Source organism: Psychroflexus tropicus DSM 15496 (genome assembly GCF_000378765.1).
GTDB lineage: Bacteria > Bacteroidota > Bacteroidia > Flavobacteriales > Flavobacteriaceae > Psychroflexus > Psychroflexus tropicus.
In genome coordinates, this window is record NZ_KB905345.1 from 130,073 (window position 1) to 154,250 (window position 24,178).

Below are 24,178 nucleotides of genomic sequence, written 5' to 3' on the forward strand. Positions count from 1 at the left end.
GCGTTCTACAAAACCTTTTCCATAAAATAGAATAAAATTCTACGCGATAAAAAATCCCACTCAACGTGATATTGAGCGGGATTTTGATAAGTCCTTCATTTATAGAGTTATCAGCTTCTACTTTTCGAGATAAGGCTCTACTTTCTCTTTGATTTCCTCAACGATGCTAGGGTCTAATAAAGTGGATACATCCCCGATTTGGTCTCCTTCGTTAGATGAAATCTTTCTCATAATTCTACGCATGATTTTACCACTTCGGGTTTTAGGAAGTCCAGAGACAAAATGAATGCGATCCAGTTTGGCAATAGGGCCTATTTTACTGGCAATTAACTGATTGATTTCCTTACTCAAGTTTTCTTTATTCCTGGATTCTCCATCTGTTTTTAAGATGACAAAACCCGCTAAGGCATTTCCTTTCACATTGTGTAGGAATCCAATAATAGCTGATTCTGCGACCGCTGGGTGCTCATTGATGGCGTCTTCTATAGGGGCAGTTCCTAAATTATGTCCAGATACAATGATAACGTCATCTACTCTACCCGTAATTCTATAATAGCCGACTTCATCCCTCAAAGCACCGTCCCCCGTAAAATAAACGTTTTTGAAGGCGGAGAAGTACGTTTCCTTATATCGCTTATGATTCCCATAAACGGTTCTTGCCATACTAGGCCAGGGATGTTTAATGCAGAGTCGACCTGAAACCGAATTCCCTTCGATTTCATTTCCATTCTCATCCATCAGTGATGGTTGTATACCAGGTAATGGAAGCGTGGCATAAGTTGGTTTGGTTGGAGTCACAAAAGGTATTGGTGAGATCATAATACCTCCAGTTTCTGTTTGCCACCAGGTATCGACGATGGGGCAAGTTTTTTTTCCAATATTTTCGTTGTACCAGTTCCAGGCTTCTTCATTAATGGGCTCTCCTACACTTCCCAGAACTTTCAGAGATGATAAATCGTATTTATTGACATGCTCAATATCCTGTTTAGCTAGAGCTCTTATTGCTGTAGGAGCCGTATAAAACTGATTTACTTTATACTTATCTACAATTTCCCAGAATCTACCAAAGTCTGGATAAGAAGGCACCCCCTCAAACATTAGGGTTGTAGCCCCATTCAATAATGGACCATAAACAATATAAGAATGTCCTGTAATCCACCCTATATCTGCTGTACACCAGTACACATCATTTTCCTGATATTGAAACACGTTTTTGAATGAAAAGGCTGAGTAAACCATGTATCCAGCAGTGGTATGTACCATTCCCTTTGGTGTTCCGGTTGAACCAGAGGTGTATAGAATAAACAACATGTCTTCTGCGTCCATGACTTCAGCTTCGCAAGTATTGTCGACTTGCTTTAATTCGTCATGAAGCCAAACGTCTCGATCATCGACCATATCCACTTTACCAAATGTTCGCTTAGCCACCAACACAGATTCAACTGAAGGTGTCGTTTCTAAAGCTTCATCTACAATACCTTTTAGATCAATACTTTTAGCTCCACGATAAGATCCATCTGAAGTAATCACCATTTTACAATCAGAATCATTAATTCGGGAAGCGAGTGCAGAGGCTGAAAATCCAGCAAAAACAACGGAGTGCACCGCACCTATTCTAGCGCAGGCCAGAGTAGCGATAGCCAGTTCAGGAATCATAGGCAGATAAATACAAACACGGTCGCCTTTATGTACGCCATTCTTTTTGAGCACATTTGCCATTTTATTAACCCGCTTAGACAGTTCCCCGTAGCTGATGTGCAAAGCCTCTTCTTCTGGATTATTAGGTTCCCATATTATCGCTGTTTTATCTGCTCTAGTCTTCAGGTGTCTGTCTATCGCATTTTCGGTAATGTTGAGTTTTGCCCCTTCGAACCAGGTCACTTTTGCTTCTTCAGGGTTCCAGTTTAAAACCGAATCCCATTTTCGTTTCCATTCGAAATTTCGTTCTGCAATAGTGTTCCAGAAATTCTCAGGATCGTTTTGAGATATGCGATACACATCCATGTACTTAGCTAACGAATCTATGTTGTAATAGCTTTTGGTAAGCGCCTTTAAAGATTGAGTCACCTGATCTTTATTCTTACTAAACGCTCCGATCTTTTTTTGATTGAAAGTTTCAATAATATCACTAATCACCATGGGATCTTCAATGGTAGATGGTAATTTGTAAGGCTCTCCTGCCACTAATTTTCTTAAGGTTCGTCTTAATATTTTGCCACTTCGTGTTTTTGGTAAGCGTTTAACCATCACCACTGTTTTTAAGGAAGCAATAGGACCAATTTTATCTCTGACTAACTGGACAATTTCGGTCTCCATTTTGTAAGATTCATAATCTTCTTCGCCTGTTTTGGGGACTACGATTGCTAGAGGTATTTCGCCTTTTAAATCATCTGTAAGTCCTACTACGGCACATTCTGCAACCGAAGAATGCTGAGATACTACCTCCTCCAATGCCGCTGTAGAGAGACGATGTCCTGACACATTAATCACATCATCTATTCTTCCTGTTATAAATACATAGCCGTCTTCATCAACATACCCACCATCGCCAGAAAAATAATAACCAGGAAACTTACTGAGGTATCCGTTTTTATAGCGCTCATGATTTTGCCAAAGGGTTTGCATGAAACCAGGAGGCAAAGGCAATTTAGAACAGATATAACCTTCCGCATTAGGACCTAACTGCTCTCCATCTTCCGAAAGAATCTGAATATCATATCCCGGTACAGGTTTTCCCGCAGAACCTGGTTTTACGGGTAAAGGGTCCAGTCCCATAAAATTAGCAACGATAGACCAACCGGATTCGGTTTGCCACCAATGATCGATCACAGGAATCTTTAAATGCTCTTCTGCCCAGTTTAAGGTAGTTTCATCACAACGTTCGCCTGCTAAAAACTGATATTTCAAAGAGGATAGATCGTATTTTTTGATAAACGCTCCATCAGGATCTTCTTTTTTAATGGCTCTAAAGGCAGTAGGAGCTGTAAACATAACATTTACCTTATGATCTTCTATCACTCTCCAAAACGCACCTGCATCGGGAGTTTTAACTGACTTTCCTTCATAAATTACAGTTGCATTCCTATGGATAAGAGCTCCGTACACTATATAGCTATGCCCAACAACCCAGCCTACATCTGAAGCCGCCCAAAAAACATCCCCTGGTTGAGTCCCATAAATATTTTCCATTGAGTATCTAAGGGCTACAGCATAACCACCTGTATCTCTAACCACTCCTTTTGGAGATCCAGTAGTTCCAGAAGTGTAAAGTATATAGGAAGGATCTTTAGATTTCAAGGCCACAGCTTCAGCAGGAGTAGCCTTATCAGTTAATTCTAAATAATCAACATCATAGGCTTTTGTTTCAAATTTAACTCCCAGTTTTCTGTTGAAGACCACTACTTTTTCAACCTTATGCTTGGCCTTTTCTATAGCTTCATCCACCATAGGCTTATATTCGATAAGACGATCCACTTCTATTCCTGAAGTTGCCGTAATGATGACTTTTGGCTTTGCATCATCGATCCTCATGGCTAGTTCGTCTGGTGCGAAGCCTCCAAAAACAACCGAATGTATGGCGCCTATTCTTGCACAGGCCAGCATACTAAATAACGAATGCGAAATCATAGGCATATAAATAATCACGCGATCACCTTTTTCAACGCCTAGCTCTTTAAGTCCTCCTGCCAGCTTAGAAACTTTTTCTAGAACCTCATTGTAAGTATATTTTACCTGCTTCTGTCGCACCGCAGAGTCATAAATTAAGGCCACTTCGTCTCCATAACCATTTTCAACATGCTGATCTAAACACAAGTAGCTTAAGTTTGTCTCTCCATCTGGAAACCAGTGGTAAATACCTTCTTCTGTTTGCTCCAGGGCTTTGGTTGGGGCTTTGAACCAGTTAGTCTTTTTTGATTCCTCCATCCAGAATTGTTCTGGATGATCAATGCTGTTTTGGTAAGTGTCTTTATAAGTCATAACTAAAGATTTTTATTGTTTTTCGGTTAGTAATTCATTGATTCTATGTAGTAGTTTTTTCATGGAGAAAGGCTTTTTAATATAGTCCTTAGCTCCGAGTTCAAAGCCTTTTTGAACGTCACTTTCTTTATGTTTTGCACTGATGACAATAGTTTGAGTTTTGTTTTTTAATCCTTCGTGTTGCTGTAAAAATTCCAAAACTTCGTACCCATCCACTTTGGGCATCATAATATCCAAAACCACCAGGTCGGGTTCTAGTTTTTCGATTAAGTTGATAGCTTCCTCACCGTCTCTGGCAATGAAAATATCATAATTGTTTTTTCTTAAACTATATTCCAATGCCATAATGATATTAGGCTCATCGTCTACAAGTAAGATCTTTTTCATAGTTTAGGTTTTGGTAAATTCACTATAATTTCTGCACCAATCTCAAGATCAGCATTGGCATAAATTTGACCTCCGTGCATCTCAACAATTTGCTTACAGATAGCTAGGCCAAAGCCACTCCCCTGAGGCTTTTTATAGGTCTGATGTTTTGATTGATAGAATTTTTTGAAAATCAGTTGTAAATCTTCATCGGGGATGCCCTTGCCGTTATCTTTAACCTTCAGGTAAATTTCTTCTGAATTTGAATCCAGATGTATTTCAATTTTTCCAGTTCCTTCCTTTACAAACTTTATAGAGTTAGATAGCAAATTGGTAATGACCTGAAGCATTTTGCTGTAATCAAATTCAGTTATAACACTACTAGAGGATTGAAACTCAACTTTGATTTGTTTTTGCTGAACAATACTACTGATTCCGTGGATAGCATCTTCAACGCAATCAGTCAAGTTATGAGGTTTTAGGTTTAACTCATCCCGGCCTGAAGCCATTTTTTCGAGATCTAGAATATCATTGATCAAAACATTTAAACGTTCTGTATCCTGAATAATATTACTGAGAAATTGATTCTGAAGCTTCTCGGGCATCTCCTCATCTTCTGATAAAACTTCTGAACTCGCCTTAATTGATGTGATGGGTGTCTTCAACTCATGAGCCACAGTGTCTAAAAAATCATCTTTCAGCTGATCCTGGACCTTTAGTTCTTCATTAGCTGATTTTAATTCTGAAGTAAGCTTCATCAGCTTCTGGCTTTGTTCCTCTAAGGACTTATTCAGAGATAGGGTTTCTTTATTCTCTTCTAATATTTTAAGCACTTCTACTAGAGAAACTGGCTTTTCTTTGGCGACACTGGAAATTAGTATTTTAGCCGAAGCACTTCCCACAGCACCTGTTAGTAAGCGCTCAGAAAAATTAATAAATCTGGCATCCGCTAATTGTTCTTCTGGATTTACCGCATATCGCTTTCTAAAAACTCTTAAAGCTTTATCGGCTTTACTCTGTCCTAAGAATCGAATCAATAAATTTTGAATATCCTCCACATAAGCCTCGCCCTTCCAGACATAAGCATTCTCTTTTAGGTCAACAACTTTTTGACTATTCACGAAAATCTCTCCGTAATTACGCTCTCTATAATTCCCTTTTTTAACTACAGAAAGCACTAAATAAGTGCCCGTATTCAGAATTAAGCTCCAATACAGGGCATGATTTACAGGGGTAAGTAAATCAATGCCAAACAAGGCGTAAGGCTTAAGCATTTCAACGCCCAAAAATCCTTCATCCACAAATTGATTATCACTCAGAATATTTTCAGTAATAAAGGGGAGTAAATAAGTATAGCCAACAATGAGCAAGCCTGAAACAATTCCAATTTTGGAACCCAAGGCAGAACCCCGATTCCAAAATAAACCGATGAAAAAACTGGGAGCTAATTGTGCTATTATCAAAAATGAAATCAATCCAATTGAAAACAAGGATAACTTAGGGTCAAAAACAGAATACAACCCATAAGCGAGAATGATAGAGCTAAACACTGAGATTCTTCGAATGGATTTGATCGTTTTAGTGTTATTAACCGATTTGCTTTTGGTGAGTTTTTCTAAAAATCCATAAGGAATAATCAGGTTATTACTCAGCATGGTTGATAAAGCGACGGTGGAGACCACCACCATAGAAATCACTGCTGAAAGCCCTCCCAAAAACACGAGTGTAGCTAACCAATAATCTCCAAATGCTATAGGAATGAGAAGTGTAAAATAATCTGCATTCACCTGTTCTCCAAGAACTAAAAGTCCGCCCCAGGCTATAAAAATGACAAACACATTGAAGAGCAACAGGTAAAGTGGGAATAACCAGATCGAAGTTTTCAATTGCTTACGATTGCTAAATTCTACCACAGAGGTCTGAAACTGACGTGGTAAAAGAAAGATCGCTAAAAATGAAAGTATAATACTAAAGTACCAGTTGACCCCACCTTCCAGACCATCTATGGAACTTAAGCTCTTAAGATCTATTTGATTCTCGGCTTGAGTATAAATATCAGAAGTTCCATCAAACACATAATAGGTGACATAAATACCTACAATAAGAAAAAAAATCAATTTTAAAACAGATTCAGCTGCTACAGAAAACATCACCCCCGTTCTGTTTCTTGAGGCATCTAAAGATAAGGTTCCAAAAAATGCAGCAAAAGCCGCAAGAAGGATAGCGATATAAAACGTGGAATCTGTTAGCACTGAAGTGCCCTCAATTCCTATGGTAGAAGTAGATACTACTTCAAATGTTTCTGAAACCGCTTTTAATTGTAAAGAAATGTATGGAATAATACTCGCAGCACAGACCAGTGTCACTAAAGCTCCTAAAGATTTACTATTACCATATCTAAGCGAAATGAAATCTGCGATACTAGATACATTATACACTTTAGAAATTTGGATGATTTTCTTCAGTACAATAATCCATAAAGGTGCAGCAATCACCGGGCCTAGGTATATCGTAAGAAACTCTATTCCAGAGGTAGCGGCCATTCCCACGCTGCCATAGTAGGTCCAGGCCGAACAATATACAGCCAAGGAAAGGGCATAGACTGCCGGATGTGAAACCAATCTTGACCCTTTATTTTTTTCTGCCAAAAAGGCAATGAGAAATAAAAGTCCCAAATAGATAAATATCAACGCTATGAGAGCAGTCTTACTCATTACTCTGAATATTTTTTAAGGATGAGAAATGAAATCAAAATACTAGCCAACCAAATTGAAAAAATTGAAAAATAAAACAAGGGAAATCCAGCTACTGAATCCACCTGATTGAAAGCAAATACTAAGGGGAGGTTTAATAATAGAATTAAACCCAGGCTTAAAAAAATTAATTTTTGCTGATGACGTTTTTTCATTCTATAAATTTAGCAAAATTCAAATGAGAGTGCGTTATCCAACTCCACTCTCATTTAGAATAGGTTTTAATTTTAATGTCCTGAAGCTTCTCCAGCTCCACTAGGTATTCTCACATTTTCCACCATTTCCTGAACGTCCTGAGGAGGTGCAGGTGTAAACTTGCTGATGGCAATAGAAACCGTAAAATTGACGAGCATGGCAACAGACCCAAATCCTTCTGGGGAAATCCCGAACCACCAGTCTTCTGCTGTACCTCCACCGAAGAAGTCAAATTTGAATTTCATCATATAAAATATCATCAATGAGATCCCGACGACCATACCAGCTATGGCCCCTTCCTTATTCATTCGCTTGTAGAAAATACCTAGAATGATAGCAGGGAAAAAAGAAGCTGCCGCAAGACCAAAGGCTAATGCAACCACAGCGGCTACAAATCCGGGGGGATTAATTCCGAAGTAACCTGCGACGACCACAGCGGCTACAGATGATAAACGAGCAGCGATCAATTCTCCCTTATCAGTAATTTTTGGATACACCATTTTTTTGATCAGATCATGAGAAACCGAAGAAGAAATCACCAACAACAGACCAGCTGCAGTAGATAAAGCCGCAGCGAGACAACCTGCTGCAACTAAGGCAATGACCCAGTTGGGTAAATTTGCGATTTCAGGATTGGCCAAGACCATGATGTCCTGATCAACGTACAATTCGTTTTTGTTATCAGATGGATTCATCACCACACGCTCTCCATTTTCTCCCCTTCCTTTTTCTTGAAAAGCAGGAATGCCAGTAAGTGCATTACCACCTTCTTTGGCTTTTCCTAAATATTTAATCTTACCATCTTGATCTTTATCTGTCCAAGCTAATAGCCCTAAATCTTCCCAGGTTGTAAACCATTCTGGCATATCTACATAGTCTTTCTCATTGACTGTCTCTAGCATGTTCAATTTGCCAAACGAGGCAACTGCAGGAGCTGTGATGTAAAGAATTCCAATAAACAATAAGGCATACCCAGCCGATTTTCTGGCATCTTTTACTTTTTTTACTGTAAAAAATCTCACAATCACATGCGGTAAACCTGCAGTTCCTACCATTAAAGCTAAGGTGATGGCAAAGACATCTATAATATCTTTGGAGCCTTCCGTATAAGCGCTGAATCCAAGTTCCTGGCTCAAGCCATCCAATTTATCAAGCATGTAAGTATCGGGCTGGCTAGCTAAAGTGTCACCCATTCCAAACATAGGAATAGGGTTTCCAGTAACTTGAAATGAGATGAAAATGGCTGGAACAAGAAATGCAAAAATAAGTACACAATATTGTGCAACTTGCGTGTAGGTAATACCCTTCATACCGCCTAAAACTGCATAAAATAGAACTATGATCATACCGATGATCACGCCGGTTTCAATTTCTACTTCTAAAAATCTTGAAAATACTACCCCAACACCTCTCATTTGCCCTGCTATATAGGTGAAGGAGACGAGTAGCGCACATATTACAGCCACTGAGCGTGCCACTTTCGAATAATAGCGGTCTCCTATAAAATCGGGAACCGTAAATTTTCCAAACTTCCTAAGGTAAGGTGCAAGCAGAAGTGCAAGTAGAACGAATCCTCCAGTCCACCCCATAAGAAATACAGAGCCATCGTAGCCCATAAATGAAATAATACCTGCCATGGAAATAAAAGATGCAGCAGACATCCAGTCGGCAGCTGTAGCCATTCCATTTGCTAAAGGCGAGACTCCTCCGCCGGCAACATAAAATTCTTTAGTTGAGCCTGCTCGACTCCAAATCGCTATGCCGATGTAAATAGCAAATGAAATGCCAACGAAAATATAAGTAAGTGTTTGAGAATCCATAGTTTTTTATTTATCGTATCCGTATTTTTTATCTAGTTTGTTCATTAACCCTACGTAAACAAAAATCAGAATGATGAATACGTAAATAGAACCTTGTTGCGCAAACCAAAAGCCGAGTTTAAACCCACCAATTTGAAATTGATCTAACCAATCTTTTAATAGAATTCCTCCTCCGTATGAAACGAGAAACCAAATGGGTAATAATATGGCTAGGTAGGTCAGGTTCTCTTTCCAGTAAGCCGTTGCGTGCTTTTGCTTTTTGTCATTTTGTTTTTTCATAATTATAGGTATATCATAGCCTGAAGGCTGATTATATTCTGATTTATAAGTCCAAAAGATTCTGATTTGTACTCCAGGGTTAACTTTGAATGATGACCACTGAAAAAGGCATTCAAACCAACACCAAAGATGCTTTGGTTGTCTGATGTGACATCATATTGCTGTAAAGCGTAAGAGAGATAGGGTTGTAGTTTGAAATCCTGATTATCACCAGGTAACACAAAACCGGCATGGCCGTAAAGAAAAGACCCAGTTCCATAGGGACCAAAGAGGTAGTTTTCACCATAATCATTCTGCTGATAAACAGCATAAGCGGTTAAAGCAGCATTTCTAGTTCCAATAGGAGAATCGTAAAATACATCAAAAGCATACAGAAAAACATCTTCTCCAACGGCTTGATTATTACGTTCTATTGCACTACCGTTAGGATGAGAAAAAAATCCTGTTCCAATGGTCAGTACTTTTTTCCCTCCCAGGTAGGATCCCACTTTGTAAGGAAGGTAATTGGATTCCTGATCCAAAAAATGATAAGAAAAATACCCGGCGTAGTTATAAAGAGCCTCGGCTGAACCCAAATTATTGAGTCCAGTATAGGTGGCTTCATTAGGGTTGATAAGTCTGGAATCAAGTCCATCACTAATTGCATTATTGATAGCCACCTGATATTGAAGCTTATCAATATTCCCTTTGGCAAATACACCAAGATGACGAGCAAACTGATCGCTTAAGCCCAAGGTAGACCAGGAGGATCTGTTATTATCCAAAGTCATCATGTTGAGCGTAGACTGGTTATTTAGCCTCGAAATACCGTTAAAGTAATGTAAGCCTGCTCCAACAGAATGACTTTCGTTTAAATTATACTGAGCCCAGGCATCGTGAAGAAAAACCTGCGATCCATCTCCAGTCCCTAAGGGATCCATATTTTGTGAACTCAAATTGTTAAGCCCAATGTGGGAAACAATTAAAAAATCATCGGAAATCTGGCCAATAAATAAGAGCCTGGCTCTTCTAAGTAAAAAATTGGTAGAACTGACATCTTCAGGAACCTCATCCTGATAATTGAACTGAGCCTGAGCCCAGGATATTATTCTAAGGTACTTACCTGGCTGTTCTTTGTCGAATTCAATTTTGAATCCTCCTTTGTAATTAGGAGAGCCTTGGGCATTGGCGTTCAAAAAAGAACCTATCAAGCAAACTATCAAAAAAAGTCTAAATTTATTATTCATTCCTCAACAAGTTTTAGTTTTTACTAAGCATATGTTGCTTATAACTTGTCACGAACTTCAAATAATAAAATTGTTAAATAAAATTAAATATATATAATTGTTAACACATATAGCTAATCTTTAAATCTCTCCCATTTGATCACCATATATTTATCCCCTAATTCCGTAACAATCATACCAGAACCCTTGGTGTTCTCAGGCGTAGAAAAATAGGATCCAAGCTCAGACTGGCTTAGTATTTTATAAGTAGGATGTACTTCTGAATTTTGGACTTTATGAACATTATATTTTTTCACCCAGTTCATCACACTCACATGAGAAATACCTAATATTCGTTCAATTTCACGATAAGTTAATCCCTCTAAGTAAAGCTGAAGCGCTTTGGTGACATAATATTGATCAATTTTTTTTCCAAGTTTATTGACGGTAAAAAAATAATTACAGGACTTACATTTGTAGCGCTGACGCTGATTTACTATTCCACTTTTAACGATTTGAGATGATTGGCATTGAGGACAGAATTTCATATATATTAATTTAGCATAAATATACTAATTTAGCACAATATATACGAGACTTGATTTCAAAACTAAAATTTGACATATAAAAAAACCCTTTACTTAAAAGTAAAGGATCTAAGAAATAGTTTCGATAATTTAGATCAAGTCGAAAATTGAATCTACTGCTGGATAGCGCTCCACAGTGAAGCCTTCTGCATGCTCGGTACCGATAATTCGCCCCAGGTTTCTTGCCCGGTAAGTAATGCTGTCAAAGAAATTAGAACTTGAAATTGGCGTTTGTGGTTCTTTACTTTGAGTATCATAAAACTGCGTCTTATAAGCTTTAACGCATTCGATCTTTTTATCCATGAACCCGGTAATGTCGACCACAACATCTGGCTCGATATCATACCATTGGATGTAATGATAGACTAGTTTTGGTCGCCACTCTTTTTGCGCATTTCCTTCACAAATGGTTTCAATCTTTTTGAGTCCACTTAAAAAGCAGGCATCACTTACCAAACGACTACCCTTTCCATGATCGATATGTCGATCATGTATAGCATTACAAAAAATGACATCAGGTCTGTATTTTCTTAAGACTTTAATGATTTCCAGCTGATGCGCGGTATTATTGGAAAAGAATCCATCGCTGAATTCTAAATTTTTCCTCATACTTACACCCAGAATTTTAGCCGCTTCCTCTGCTTCTTTATCTCTGGTTTCAGCGGTGCCTCGTGTTCCCAATTCTCCTCTGGTAAGGTCTAATATGCCCACTTTTTTACCTCTGCTTATTTCTTTAGCTAGTGTTCCTGAACAACTCAATTCTACATCATCAGGATGTGCCCCAATCGCAAGTATATCTAACTTCATAAATCTATTGTTTTGTCAGTTGTCTGATTTTAATATTAAAAGCAGCAAAAAGTAAAGTTACAAACGGACTTAAATAATTAAAAATGGCATAGAAGAAATAATCTACTACGGGAACTCCCAAAACGCCACTGTGATAAGCGCCACAGGTGTTCCAGGGGATCAAAACCGAGGTAACTGTACCGGAATCTTCAAGCGTGCGACTCAAATTTTCTGGGGCGAGCCCCTTTTTCTCATAGGCTTTTGCAAACATTTTTCCGGGAACTACAATAGCCAGATACTGATCTGAAGCTGTAAGATTTAAAGCTAAACAGCTGGACACGGTGCTAAAAAAGAGTCCAAAGGTAGAGGTGAATAAATTCAGTAAAGCTTCACTGATTCGTTCCAGAGCTCCGATGGCATCCATAATCCCACCAAAGACCATCGCACATATGATGAGCCATATTGTTCCTAGCATTCCATACATCCCACCTGCAGAAAAAAGATCCTTTAAAGATTCGTTTTCAGTAGGAATCGTGATATCCACGGTAATCGCATCAATAATTCCACGATAGGCCGTTTCAAATGTAAGCACTTCTCCTCCTCCAATCATCTTCACTAAGTCTGGCTGGAAAATAAGTGCTGCAGCAGCTGCTAAAAGGGTCCCTATCAGTAAGGCAATAAGCGGTGGTGTTTTTTTGATGATAAGCAAGATCACCAGTACAGGGACTACAAATAACCATCCCGAGACGTTAAAAGATCCTTCAATACTGCCTAAAATCTCATCAGGATTGGTTTGACCTGAAGTATCCAGGTTAAGACCAATGATGATAAACACGAGTAGAGTAATAAGAATAGTAGGAACAGTTGTAATCGTCATGTATCTGATGTGGGTAAACAAATCTGTTCCGGCCATAGCTGGAGCCAGATTAGTCGTATCACTCATAGGTGAAAGCTTGTCACCGAAATAACCGCCTGATAGCACCGCTCCTGCGGTCATTGCCACAGATACGCCTAAAGCATCCGCTATACCTATGAGAGCTATACCTACTGTAGCTGAAGTGGTCCAGCTACTCCCTGTCGCTACAGAAATAACAGAACAAATAATGACACAAGCCGCCAAAAATATAGTAGGATTTAAAATTTGAAGTCCATAATAAATCATCGTCGGAATAATACCACTCAACAACCACGTCCCTGCCAAAGCACCAACCATCAGTAAAATCAAAATAGGTTCTGTTGTCGATTTTATGTTTTTAGCCACATCGTCGATCATAGTCTCAAACTTAGCTCCTTTAACACTTCCCACTACTGCTGCCACTGCAGCTCCCATTAAAAGTATAAATTGATTGGACCCTGCTAAGGCATCATCACCATAAACAAATACGTTGTAAGCCAGCATCCCTATAAGCGCTAGCACAGGGATAAGGGCCTGCCAAATACTAAGTCGAATTTTTGTTTGGGATGTGTCTTCTTCAGTTATATTCGAGGAATCACTCATGTCAAAGGTTTAAAATCGATGTAATGTTACAATATTGTTACTAAATTCACAAAGCAATCCACCAATTTTAAAAAGTAGAATAGGCTAAAAATAACATCATGAAAGCTTAACTCCTGAGCTAATTCGAGAGGCTGAATCCAAAAATATTTGGGTCTTAAGCTTCTAAATAGGATCTCATTAAGAATTTAACAAGGAATTGAAGGGATTCAATTGCCTTTTGCGAGAGAAGGTGTAAATTTGTAAAACTTATTTTAGAATCAAATTTCATTTTATGAATACATATGATGTAGCCGTCATCGGCTCTGGACCTGGAGGATATGTTGCAGCCATACGTTGCGCTCAACTAGGTATGAAAACTGTTATTATAGAAAAATATGCCACCAAAGGGGGAACCTGCCTCAATGTAGGTTGTATACCTTCCAAAGCTCTTTTAGATTCATCACACCATTATGAAGATGCGATCAAGCATTTTGAAGAGCATGGCATCGATATCTCTGGAGACGTGAAAGTCAATTTAGAAAACATGATGAAGCGTAAGTCTGGTGTGGTCGATCAAACCACCAAAGGCATCGACTTCTTGATGGATAAAAACAATATTGAATCTTACCAAGGTGTTGGGTCTTTTAAGGATGACACTCACATCATCATTACCGATAATGACGGAAAAGAAACTGAAATTGAAGCCAAACATACCATCATAGCCACTGGAAGTAAACCTTCGAGCTTGCCTTTCATAAACATTGATAAGGAGCGTATCATCACTTCTACGGAAGCCCTTTCATTAAAAGAGATTCCTAAGCATCTTATTATGATTGGTGGTGGAGTTATTGGACTGGAACTTGGACAAGTCTATAAAAGATTAGGGGCAGAAGTGACCGTGATCGAGTATATGGATCGCATCATTCCTGGCATGGATAAAGACCAGAGTAAGGAATTGATGAAAGCCATGAAAAAGCAAAAAGCTAAATTCATGCTTTCACATAAGGTGAAGTCAGTAGAAAGAAAAGGTGACGAGGTTATTGTCAAAGCTGATGATAAAAACGGTAAAGAGGTTGAGTTTAAAGGCGATTATTGCCTGGTATCTGTGGGAAGAAGACCCTATACCGATGGTCTAAATGCTGATAAAGCTGGAGTCGAAGTGAAAGACAACGGAAAAATAAAAGTCAATGAGAAGCTTCAAACCTCTGCTTCAAATATATATGCTATTGGAGATGTGATTGAAGGGATTATGCTGGCCCATAAAGCTGAAGAGGAAGGTACTTTTGTCGCTGAAGTGATCGCGGGACAAAAACCACATATTGACTACAACTTGATCCCTAACGTCGTCTACACCTGGCCAGAAGTGGCGTCCGTAGGCAAAAATGAAGATCAGCTGAAAGAAGCTAATGTCGAATACAATACCGGTAAATTTCCAATGCGTGCCCTAGGTCGTTCCAGAGCCAGTGGAGATGTAGATGGATTTGTAAAAATATTCTCAGACAAGGAAACCGACGAAGTTTTAGGTGTACATATGGTTGGGGCTAGAGTAGCTGACTTGATCGCCGAAGCGGTCACCGCGATGGAATTTCGAGCTAGTGCCGAAGATATTGCAAGAATGAGTCACGCTCACCCTACTTATGCAGAAGCAGTCAAAGAAGCAGCCCTAGCTGCAACAGGTGACCGTGCCTTACATGTTTAAAATAAGAACGAAGTTTATATCAAAGCCGATGCAAATTGTATCGGCTTTTTTTTATTCTGATTTTGAGCAGGCTAGCTTTCAAGCTTTAAGTTAGCTAGTTTTAAGCTGAAAGTAATTTTATGCTCCGCCCTTGCATAGAGCATGCTTGAATGATGTCTAAATAAAATCGTATGTTTCGTTCATCTAAAGTATTCAAACATGAAGGTAGCTGGTATGGATTCCTGTCCCCTGGGGTGGATTGCTATAATTCACGATTCTAAGACATTTAAGTATGAGGCTGTAAAATCAATTGAAGAGCTGGTGAAAATTCATTCAGACTTAGAGAGGATTTTTATTGATATTCCCATCGGCCTTTCGTCTGATCATTTTACAAGAACCATCGAGTCCAAACTGAGAAAAGAGCTGGGAAACAGGTCCTCAACGATATTTAGTCCAGCTTGCAGAAAAGCGGTGTATGCCTCCAATTATGATGAGGCCAGAGAAATCAATAAACAAATCATAGGTAAAAGTGTATCCATCCAGAGTTATAATATTTCAAAAAAGATCAAAGAAGTCGATCTGTTTTTGGAATCAAAACAAGAACATCTGGACGTTTTTGAAAGTCATCCTGAAATCTGTTTTAAATACCTCAATAACGAAAACGTGATCCAATCCAAAAAATCAACTCCTGAAGGATTTCAGGAGCGTTTTGAAATCCTGACCAATTCCTATCCAGAGCTTGAGCAGTTCCTTGAGTCCATTCAAAACACATTTACGAAATCTAAAGTCAAACCCGATGATATTCTGGATGCCATGGTACTTTGCGTAGCTAGTTTGAATTCAGAAGATAATCCTAGATTCTTTCAGGATGATAATACTATTGATCAAAAAGGAATCTTTGTGAGGATTGGATATTAGAAGTGAGATATCAGAATTAGGAGATTAGAAGAAGAAGTTGATTGTGGTTAATGGGTGAATTTTCCAATTAAAAATTATATTAAAGCTACATATGATTATAGATCAATTATAATTCTTCTTTCCAAAAGACTCACAGACTCAAAAACTTTCCTACTAAAGTTCTAGCTTCCAGCGATAATATCCTGAAAAATAGGCTTAAATCCGCTCAGGAAGAACTCTATGGCGATGACCATGATGATTAATCCCATGAGTCTCATCAACACATTGTTTCCGGTTTGACCAAGAAGTTTTATAATTTTTCCTGCACTCAATAGAATGGCGAGTGTAATTCCCATCACCAGGCCTATAGCTCCTATAAGTATGGCTTGCATTTCAACAGATCCGGCATCTTCCATTAATACAATAGCATTAGTAATGGCTCCAGGGCCACAAATCATAGGAATGGCCAAGGGCGTTATAGAAATGTCATTAACATAGGTTTTGATCTCAGATTCCTGGACTTTTACTTTCCCCAGCCTGGCTTGCAGCATATCCATGCCCATGAGAAAAAAGATAATACCTCCTACCACTCTAAAGCTGTCGACCGAAATGCCAAAAAACTTAAATAAAATCTGACCGGAAAAGGCAAAAAGCAAAATCGTAACAAATGAAGCCAAAATAGCTTTTTTAGCTGTCGATTTTCTACTTTCCTTATCCAGTTCTGAAGTCATGGTCATAAAAATTGGCATAACTCCTAATGGATTAATAATGGTAAAAAAAGTTGTAAACGATAAAACCCCAAACGCGATTAACTCTGTCATTATTAGTTATTTGAAAGCATTTTATAAGTTTGCAAAAGTATTTTTAATTTTCTGACTGACAATACCCACAAGCAAAATAATAGACAATTTTAATTAAAATTTACAAGTCATTTTTTTAATGAAAATAGCAACCTATTTTTAATAATTTATTCCTGAAAAAAGAAGAGCGAAAACGATTGAGTTTTCTATTTTTGCCGAAAATTTTAAAAAATTCAAATCCGTGAAGAATCCATCTCAAAATTATGAAAAGGAACTTTCGTTTCAGGCAGACAGACGTCGTGCATCTGTTAAATTCATTAGCATAGTCAATGATCTATGGTATGAAAAATCCATCGAGTTAGTTCTATTCAGAAACTCATTGATCAATAAAAACGTAGGTGAAATTCTGAAACTTCATGAATACGCTGGAAAATTTGTAGACAAACCCATCTCCATTTTTGATTCAACTGAAATTGCTGAGGGTATCAAAAACTTGAATCTTCCCCCTTCAAAATTAGACATTGGAAAATTGACTTTTGAGTACTTGCAAAATAGCAATGGCGATCAAAATGTGATGAGTTTTCTTTCCAACAAACTCAAAGCCTCAGAACAATTCAATTCAATAGTTCCAAAAGATGTCGTTCTCTACGGATTTGGAAGAATAGGAAGACTCGTGGCAAGAGAACTCATGGCCAAAACGGGTAAAGGAAACCAATTGAGGCTTAGAGCTATTGTGACCCGTGGCAAAATCACTCCTGAAATTCTTGAAAAAAGAGCTTCTTTATTGAGAAATGATTCAATTCACGCAGATTTCAATGGAACTGTTCAAGTGGATCTTGAGAACTCTTCTCTTATCATCAACGATACTACAGTGAAAATGATCTCTGCTAATCAGCCTGAGGATATTGATTACACCGCTTATGGCATTAATAAAGCATTAATTATAGATAATACGGGAGCCTTTAGGGATCAGGAGGCCCTGCAGAGACACTTATCTTCTAAAGGAGCTGATAAAGTCTTATTAACTGCTCCAGGAAAGGGAGTTCCAAACATTGTTCACGGGGTTAACCATAAGAATTTTGACCCTAAAAAAGAATCGATTTTTTCTGCGGCTTCCTGTACCACCAATGCTATTACTCCAGTGCTTAAAGCTGTGGAAGATCACTACGGAATTGAACACGGCCACCTGGAAACCATTCATGCCTACACCAATGATCAAAATCTGGTGGACAACATGCACAACAAATACAGAAGAGGCCGTGCAGCGGCTTTGAATATGGTTATCACAGAAACAGGTGCTGGTAAGGCGGTTGCCAAAGCTCTTCCAAAACTAGAAGGTAAATTGACTTCGAATGCGATTCGAGTTCCTGTACCCAATGGGTCTTTGGCTATTTTAAATTTGAATTTAAAGACTAAGACCTCCAAAGAAGAACTTAATGCCAAAATAAAAGATGCAGCCCTCAACGGAGAGTTGGTCGAACAAATCAAATACTCTATAGACAATGAACTTGTGTCTTCTGATATTGTAGGAGTATCTGCTCCAGCTATTTTTGACAGCCATGCCACGATATCAGATGATAATACAAATTCTGTAGTCCTTTATATTTGGTATGATAACGAATTTGGGTATAGCCATCAGGTGATTCGTCTCGCGAAATATATTTCTGAAGTAAGGCGTTTTACTTATTATTAAAATTAAAAAACAGCTCTGGTAAATGCTTTTAAAGATGTAACGCCTTACCGATTAGACTACATTAAAAGCTATCCTATTCGACCTTTATGGTCACCTATAAAATCCTCAAATTCTTGAGGATTTTATTTTTTGAAAAACATCTGTATTAATTGCATTTTAAATACTTTTGTGGTAAATATTGTTTTTATGAAATCATTGCACTTTCTCTTATTTGCCTTACTTTTTTCGAGTTTATCTTTTGCACAAGACAACTCAGATGAGATTCAGGAACAGGAACCTTCAGCAGCTCAGAAATTAAAAACAGTTGTTGATAAGGCTAATAACTTTGAAGAATACAAGGTTATCGAAAAAGTGAAAATCAACTCTGCTATTAGAGGAGTTTTTGAAGAGTATGAAGCTCTAACTGCAGAGATTTCAGAATTAAAAGACAGTATCCAATCTCAGGATCAACAGATTCAATCCTTGAAAAAGGAAGTCTCTGGTTTAAATACAGAACTCACCAATCTTCAAAATGAAAAAGACGAAATTCTTTTTCTTGGCATGGCGTTTTCAAAATCTGGATACAACACACTGGTTTGGTCGATCATAGGGGTGCTCATTGTCTTACTCTTATTTTTTATCTTCAAATTCAATAGAAGTAACTTATTGACTAAAGAAGCAAAGCAAAATCTTAAAAATCTGGATGCTGATTACGAAAATTACAAACGTGTTGCCTTGGAGAAACAGCAAAAATTAGGAAGACAGCTACAAGACGAAAAGAATAAAAATCAAAAACTGAATAAAGGCAAATAAATGTCTGAACTCAGCGAGGAATTTTATGAGTTTTTGACTGAGGATTCAGAAACACGATCTTGTGAAGCTATTCCTGATTCTCAGTGCAGTAGTATTCCTAAAAATTTTACCCTTAACGTCCTCAACGGCAGCCTAACCAAATTAGCTGAAAAATTAATCAGCCCTGGACTCACCCTACCCTGGATCTTGAGTTATCTTGGAGCTCCTCTTTTTTTAATCGGTATGCTTGTCCCTATCAAAGACGTAGGTTCTCTTTTACCACAACTGCTCATCAGTGGAAAACTTAGGGCGAAACCAGAGCGAAAACCTTATTGGGTAGGTGCCGGCTTAACTCAAGGCTTTTGTCTACTACTTTCTGCTGTATTACTTTTTACGCTAGATGACAGTTTGATCATCAGTTATGGTATTGTTGCTTTGCTTCTCTTATTTAGCATAGCTTCAGGGGTGGGCTCTGTGAGCTTTAAGGATGTCTCAGGAAAAACAGTACCCAAAGGTAAGCGAGGTCAGATGTTGAGTTACAGATCTACGATTGGAGGTGCTTTAGCTTTAGTTGCCGGAGGTATATTAGTATTTATACTCAAAGATCAGGAAAGCAAATGGCTTTACTCTAGCCTATTCGCCCTAGCTGGATTGTTATGGATTACAGCTTCGTTACTATTCAAAGCTATAAAAGAACAACCAGGCGCTACCGAGGGAGGCAGAACGCCTATAGAAGAGCTTAAGACTGGGAAAAGCCTACTAAAAACTGATACGTCTTACCGAAATTTCATTATCACCCGAGCTTTACTCATGACCATTCCTCTCTTATCCCCTTTCTTTATCATTTTAGCTAAAAAGGTAAGTGAAGAAAACTGGAATTTTCTCGGAGTAATCATTTTAATTGGGAGCCTTGCTCAGGTACTCAGTAGTCCACTATGGGGCAGGTTAGCCGATCGTTCTAGTCTTCTGCTTATGCGAATTTCAGCTGGATTATCAATAGTGAGTATTTTGTACGCTTTGGTATTTATTTATGTTGATCATGACTTACTGAATTTCTATGCGTTTATTCCAGTCATCTTGCTTAACGGCATCGCTTACACTGGTGCAAGACTAAGCAGAAAGACGTATTTAGTTGACTATGCACCAGAAGACGAGCGTCCTACTTATGTTTCAGTAGCCAATACGTTAATTGGCTTATTTACTATTTTTGCAGCATCCTTTGGAATCGTTGCAGAGTATTTTGGACTTACTTATCAATTTTGGTTTTTTCTATTATTATTGGTGGGGTGTATTTTACTAAGTTTCAAATTAAAAGAGGTCTAGAATATGAGAATAGATATAATCACCGTAGTTCCAGACTTACTTAAAAGTCCTTTTGAGGCCTCCATTTTAAAGCGAGCCATAGAAAAGGGTTTAGTTGAAATTCATTTTCATAATCTGAGAGATTATACCAATTCAAATTATAAGCAAGTCGATGATTATCAATACGGTGGAGGAGCTGGAATGGTCATGATGGTAGAACCAATCGATAAATGCATTACCAAATTGAAGTCTGAAAGAGATTATGATGAAGTGATCTACCTCACTCCTGATGGGGAAGTATTAAATCAGGTGATGGCCAATACGTTATCTTTAAAAGGTAACTTAATTCTTCTCTGCGGGCATTACAAAGGGGTCGATCAAAGAGTAAGGGATCTCTTTGTTACTAAAGAAATTTCTATTGGAGATTACGTTTTATCTGGAGGTGAGCTCGCTGCTGCAGTACTTTGCGACTCTATAATAAGGCTTATTCCAGGCGTTTTGGGTAATGAGACTTCTGCGCTTACAGATGCTTTCCAGGATAATCTTCTATCCCCACCCATTTACACCAGACCTGCTAATTATAAGGGTTTGGAGGTTCCAAAAATACTATTAAGCGGGCATCAGAGGAAAATTGATGAGTGGAGAGATGAGAAAGCCTTAGAAAGAACTCAAAACAGACGTCCAGATTTATTGGAAGAAAACGACTAGAAACTTGTACATATTTATTTTTTGATTAATTTTGCATTCGCTAAATCAACCTCTGACGAAATCCGTGAATGTTGGTTCAGGTAAAAGCAAAAACTAAAATAAAATGGATTTAGTAAAATTTGTTCAGGACGAATTCGTAGAAAAGAAAGACTTTCCAGAGTTTTCTTCAGGTGATACTATCACTGTGTATTACGAAATTAAAGAAGGTCAGAAAACTCGTACTCAGTTCTTCAAAGGAGTGGTGATACAAGTTAAAGGTTCTGGTGTTTCAAAAACATTCACCATTCGTAAAATGAGTGGAACTGTAGGAGTAGAAAAAATATTCCCTATCAACATGCCAGCCATTCAGAAAATTGAAATTAATAAAAGAGGTAGCGTTAGACGTGCCAGAATTTATTACTTCAGAGAATTGACTGGTAAAAAAGCAAGAATTAAAGAAAAAAGAGTTAATTAAGTTAATCTCTTTAAAACAAAGAAGCCTTCTTTCATATTTGATAGAAGGTTTTCTTGTTTTTAACAGGGTTATAACCTAAACTTTAAGGTTATTATTAGTCTAATCTTTATCTTTGAGAGTTAATTTTTTCGAACACAATTAAAAAATATAAATTAAAATATGGGAGATCTTAGTACCAAGATTATTTATACCAAAACCGATGAAGCACCCGCATTAGCAACCTATTCATTCTTACCAATCGTAAGAAGATTTACAGAAAGTGCAGGAATAAATATCGAATCTAGAGATATTTCTTTGGCAGCAAGAATTTTAGCCAACTTCAGTGATTATTTAACTGAAGATCAAAAAATAGAAGATCACTTAGCTTACTTAGGAAAACTTGCAAAAACACCAGAGGCTAACATCATCAAATTACCTAATATCAGCGCTTCTGTTCCTCAACTTACAGCAGCCATTAAAGAATTGCAAAGTAAAGGTTACAAGGTACCAGATTTCCCGGAAGATCCTAAAAATGAAGATGAAGAAACTATCAAAAAGAGATATGCTAAAGTACTGGGTAGTGCAGTAAATCCAGTATTGAGAGAAGGAAACTCAGATCGACGAGTAGCCCAACCTGTTAAAGAATACGCTCAAGCTCACCCGCATAGACTCGCTGAATGGAGTGATGACTCTAAGTCACACGTATCTGCCATGTCTGAGGGTGATTTTTACGGTAGTGAGAAATCTGTCGTCATGAAAGCTAAGAACGATGTAAGAATTGTTCACTTTGATAAAGAAGGTAACAGTACGACTCTAAAAGAGAGTACACCACTAGAGAAAGATGAAGTTATCGACGCTTCAGTAATGAACAAAAAAGCCTTGAGAAAGTTCTTAGCCGAAGAAATCAAGGATGCTAAAGAAAAAGGAGTGTTATTCTCAATTCACTTGAAGGCTACGATGATGAAAGTATCAGATCCTGTTATATTTGGTCACGCGGTAACTGTATTCTTTGAAGAGGTTTTCAATAAATACGAATCAGAATTTAAGTCTATAGGTGTAGATCCAACCAACGGTTTAGGCGATGTCTACAACAAAATATCAGAACTTCCAGAAAAAAAGGCTAAAGCTATTCTGAATGATCTCGATGCTATTTACGAGCAGAAAGCAGATTTAGCTATGGTGGATTCATCTAAAGGGATTACCAACCTTCACGTGCCTAGTGATGTCATTATAGATGCTTCAATGCCGGCGGCGATGAAGTCTGGCGGAAAGATGTGGAACAAAAATGACGAGACTCAAGACATGAAGGCTGTTATTCCAGATCGTAGTTATGCTGGAATATATCAACAAGTCATTGACTTTTGTCAAAAACACGGCGCTTTTGATGTCAAGACCATGGGTAATGTTTCTAATGTTGGCTTGATGGCTAAAAAAGCAGAAGAGTACGGTTCTCATGACAAAACTTTTATCATTCCTAAAGAAGGAAGAGTTGATGTCTTAGATAATGAAGGACATGCCTTGATGTCTCATGAAGTGGAAGAAGGAGATATCTGGAGAATGTGTCAAACCAAAGATTTACCTATAAAAGATTGGGTAGGTCTTGCGGTAAAACGTGCAAAAAATACTGGAAATCCAGCTATCTTTTGGTTGGATGAGAATAGAGCTCATGACAGCAATTTGATTCAAAAAGTACACACTTATTTGAAGGATCATGACTTAACAGGTGCTGATATTCAAATCATGAGTCCAAAAGAGGCAATGCAGTATACATTGGAAAGAGTAAAAGCAGGAAAAGATACGATCTCTGTAACCGGAAACGTTTTAAGAGATTATCTAACCGATTTATTCCCAATCTTAGAACTAGGAACCAGTGCCAAGATGTTATCTATCGTTCCATTACTTGCTGGCGGTGGCCTTTATGAAACAGGTGCAGGGGGTTCTGCTCCAAAGCACGTCCAGCAATTTGTCAAGGAAGGCCATTTAAGATGGGATTCTTTAGGAGAATTTTTGGCTTTAGCTGTGTCTATTGAGGATATTGCAGATAAAACCAACAATGACAAAGCAAAAGTGATCGCTAAAACCCTAAATACAGCAAACAGTCAGTATTTAAAAAACGATAAATCTCCTTCTCGAAAAGTGAATGAGATCGATAACAGAGGAACTCATTTCTACTTGGCATTGTACTGGGCTAAAGCTCTAGCAGAACAGGACGAAGATAAAAGCCTGAAATCTGAATTTGAAAAAGTATCCAACTACTTAGAAGAGCATAAAGATCAGATTAGCGAGGAGCTCTTAAAGGCTCAGGGAGATGCACAGGAAATCAACGGATATTATTTCCCTGATGAGGATATTGTGACTACAAAAATGAGACCTAGTGCTACCTTAAATTCTATTGTAGACGAAAGATAAAAAATCGATATTAAATCATTCGATTGAAATAGCCCTTAGGA

General features: G+C 38.0%; 18 protein-coding genes. 8 read left to right on the forward strand and 10 right to left on the reverse strand.

The window, feature by feature from the left end; translation table 11 throughout:
* Window positions 1–117: 117 nt before the first annotated feature.
* The 9 genes from acs to nhaC all read right to left on the reverse strand — a co-directional run bounded on the left by acs (window position 118) and on the right by nhaC (window position 13,467).
* On the reverse strand, window positions 118–3,978 hold the full coding sequence (gene acs, locus F598_RS15140; RefSeq protein ID WP_019039251.1) for an acetate--CoA ligase: 3,861 nt from the start codon (window positions 3,976–3,978) through the stop codon (window positions 118–120).
* Window positions 3,979–3,990: 12 nt separating this feature from the next.
* Window positions 3,991–4,365: a response regulator transcription factor gene (locus tag F598_RS0111720; RefSeq protein WP_019039252.1), complete on the reverse strand. Its 375-nt coding sequence runs from the start codon at window positions 4,363–4,365 to the stop codon at window positions 3,991–3,993.
* The gene (locus F598_RS0111725; RefSeq protein ID WP_019039253.1) at window positions 4,362–7,058 is read right to left on the reverse strand and encodes an ATP-binding protein; all 2,697 of its coding nucleotides are present in this window, start codon (window positions 7,056–7,058) and stop codon (window positions 4,362–4,364) included. The genes F598_RS0111720 and F598_RS0111725 overlap by 4 nt, the downstream gene beginning before the upstream one ends.
* Before the next feature lie 266 nt (window positions 7,059–7,324).
* Complete coding sequence (locus tag F598_RS0111735; protein WP_019039255.1) at window positions 7,325–9,112, reverse strand: sodium:solute symporter family protein; 1,788 nt, start codon at window positions 9,110–9,112, stop codon at window positions 7,325–7,327.
* A 6-nt stretch (window positions 9,113–9,118) separates the two neighbouring features.
* Window positions 9,119–9,391 carry a DUF4212 domain-containing protein gene (locus F598_RS0111740; RefSeq protein WP_019039256.1) on the reverse strand — a complete coding sequence of 91 codons (273 nt, stop codon included), beginning with the start codon at window positions 9,389–9,391 and terminating at the stop codon, window positions 9,119–9,121.
* Between the two features lie 2 nt (window positions 9,392–9,393).
* Window positions 9,394–10,617 (reverse strand): hypothetical protein, encoded by a 1,224-nt coding sequence (locus F598_RS0111745; protein ID WP_019039257.1) that lies wholly within the window; start codon window positions 10,615–10,617, stop codon window positions 9,394–9,396.
* 113 nt (window positions 10,618–10,730) lie between these two features.
* Window positions 10,731–11,144 carry a transposase-like zinc-binding domain-containing protein gene (locus tag F598_RS0111750; protein ID WP_019039258.1) on the reverse strand — a complete coding sequence of 138 codons (414 nt, stop codon included), beginning with the start codon at window positions 11,142–11,144 and terminating at the stop codon, window positions 10,731–10,733.
* Between the two features lie 129 nt (window positions 11,145–11,273).
* The gene (gene bshB1 / locus F598_RS0111755; protein WP_019039259.1) at window positions 11,274–11,990 is read right to left on the reverse strand and encodes a bacillithiol biosynthesis deacetylase BshB1; all 717 of its coding nucleotides are present in this window, start codon (window positions 11,988–11,990) and stop codon (window positions 11,274–11,276) included.
* A 4-nt stretch (window positions 11,991–11,994) separates the two neighbouring features.
* Complete coding sequence (gene nhaC / locus F598_RS0111760) at window positions 11,995–13,467, reverse strand: Na+/H+ antiporter NhaC (protein ID WP_019039260.1); 1,473 nt, start codon at window positions 13,465–13,467, stop codon at window positions 11,995–11,997.
* A gap of 271 nt (window positions 13,468–13,738) precedes the next feature.
* Here nhaC and lpdA point away from each other — a divergent pair, with 271 nt between their 5' ends.
* Together lpdA and F598_RS0111770 are read left to right on the forward strand one after the other, a co-directional pair.
* Complete coding sequence (lpdA, locus tag F598_RS0111765) at window positions 13,739–15,145, forward strand: dihydrolipoyl dehydrogenase (RefSeq protein ID WP_019039261.1); 1,407 nt, start codon at window positions 13,739–13,741, stop codon at window positions 15,143–15,145.
* Window positions 15,146–15,343: 198 nt separating this feature from the next.
* A complete protein-coding gene (locus F598_RS0111770) occupies window positions 15,344–16,042 on the forward strand; it encodes a DUF429 domain-containing protein (protein ID WP_019039262.1) in 699 nt (232 codons plus the stop codon).
* Between the two features lie 161 nt (window positions 16,043–16,203).
* Here F598_RS0111770 and F598_RS0111775 read toward each other — a convergent pair whose 3' ends face one another.
* Window positions 16,204–16,842 carry a MarC family protein gene (locus F598_RS0111775; RefSeq protein ID WP_019039263.1) on the reverse strand — a complete coding sequence of 213 codons (639 nt, stop codon included), beginning with the start codon at window positions 16,840–16,842 and terminating at the stop codon, window positions 16,204–16,206.
* Window positions 16,843–17,062: 220 nt separating this feature from the next.
* Between F598_RS0111775 and F598_RS0111780 the strand changes: the two genes are divergently transcribed.
* The 6 genes from F598_RS0111780 to F598_RS0111805 all read left to right on the forward strand — a co-directional run bounded on the left by F598_RS0111780 (window position 17,063) and on the right by F598_RS0111805 (window position 24,137).
* Window positions 17,063–18,514, forward strand: coding sequence for a glyceraldehyde-3-phosphate dehydrogenase (locus F598_RS0111780; RefSeq protein ID WP_019039264.1), 1,452 nt, complete (start codon window positions 17,063–17,065; stop codon window positions 18,512–18,514).
* Window positions 18,515–18,700: 186 nt separating this feature from the next.
* Window positions 18,701–19,306 carry a DUF465 domain-containing protein gene (locus F598_RS0111785; protein WP_019039265.1) on the forward strand — a complete coding sequence of 202 codons (606 nt, stop codon included), beginning with the start codon at window positions 18,701–18,703 and terminating at the stop codon, window positions 19,304–19,306.
* Window positions 19,307–20,608 carry an MFS transporter gene (locus F598_RS0111790; RefSeq protein WP_019039266.1) on the forward strand — a complete coding sequence of 434 codons (1,302 nt, stop codon included), beginning with the start codon at window positions 19,307–19,309 and terminating at the stop codon, window positions 20,606–20,608.
* A 3-nt stretch (window positions 20,609–20,611) separates the two neighbouring features.
* The gene (trmD, locus tag F598_RS0111795) at window positions 20,612–21,295 is read left to right on the forward strand and encodes a tRNA (guanosine(37)-N1)-methyltransferase TrmD (RefSeq protein WP_019039267.1); all 684 of its coding nucleotides are present in this window, start codon (window positions 20,612–20,614) and stop codon (window positions 21,293–21,295) included.
* A 103-nt stretch (window positions 21,296–21,398) separates the two neighbouring features.
* The gene (gene rplS / locus F598_RS0111800; protein WP_019039268.1) at window positions 21,399–21,749 is read left to right on the forward strand and encodes a 50S ribosomal protein L19; all 351 of its coding nucleotides are present in this window, start codon (window positions 21,399–21,401) and stop codon (window positions 21,747–21,749) included.
* A 159-nt stretch (window positions 21,750–21,908) separates the two neighbouring features.
* Window positions 21,909–24,137: an NADP-dependent isocitrate dehydrogenase gene (locus F598_RS0111805; protein WP_019039269.1), complete on the forward strand. Its 2,229-nt coding sequence runs from the start codon at window positions 21,909–21,911 to the stop codon at window positions 24,135–24,137.
* Window positions 24,138–24,178: the final 41 nt, after the last annotated feature.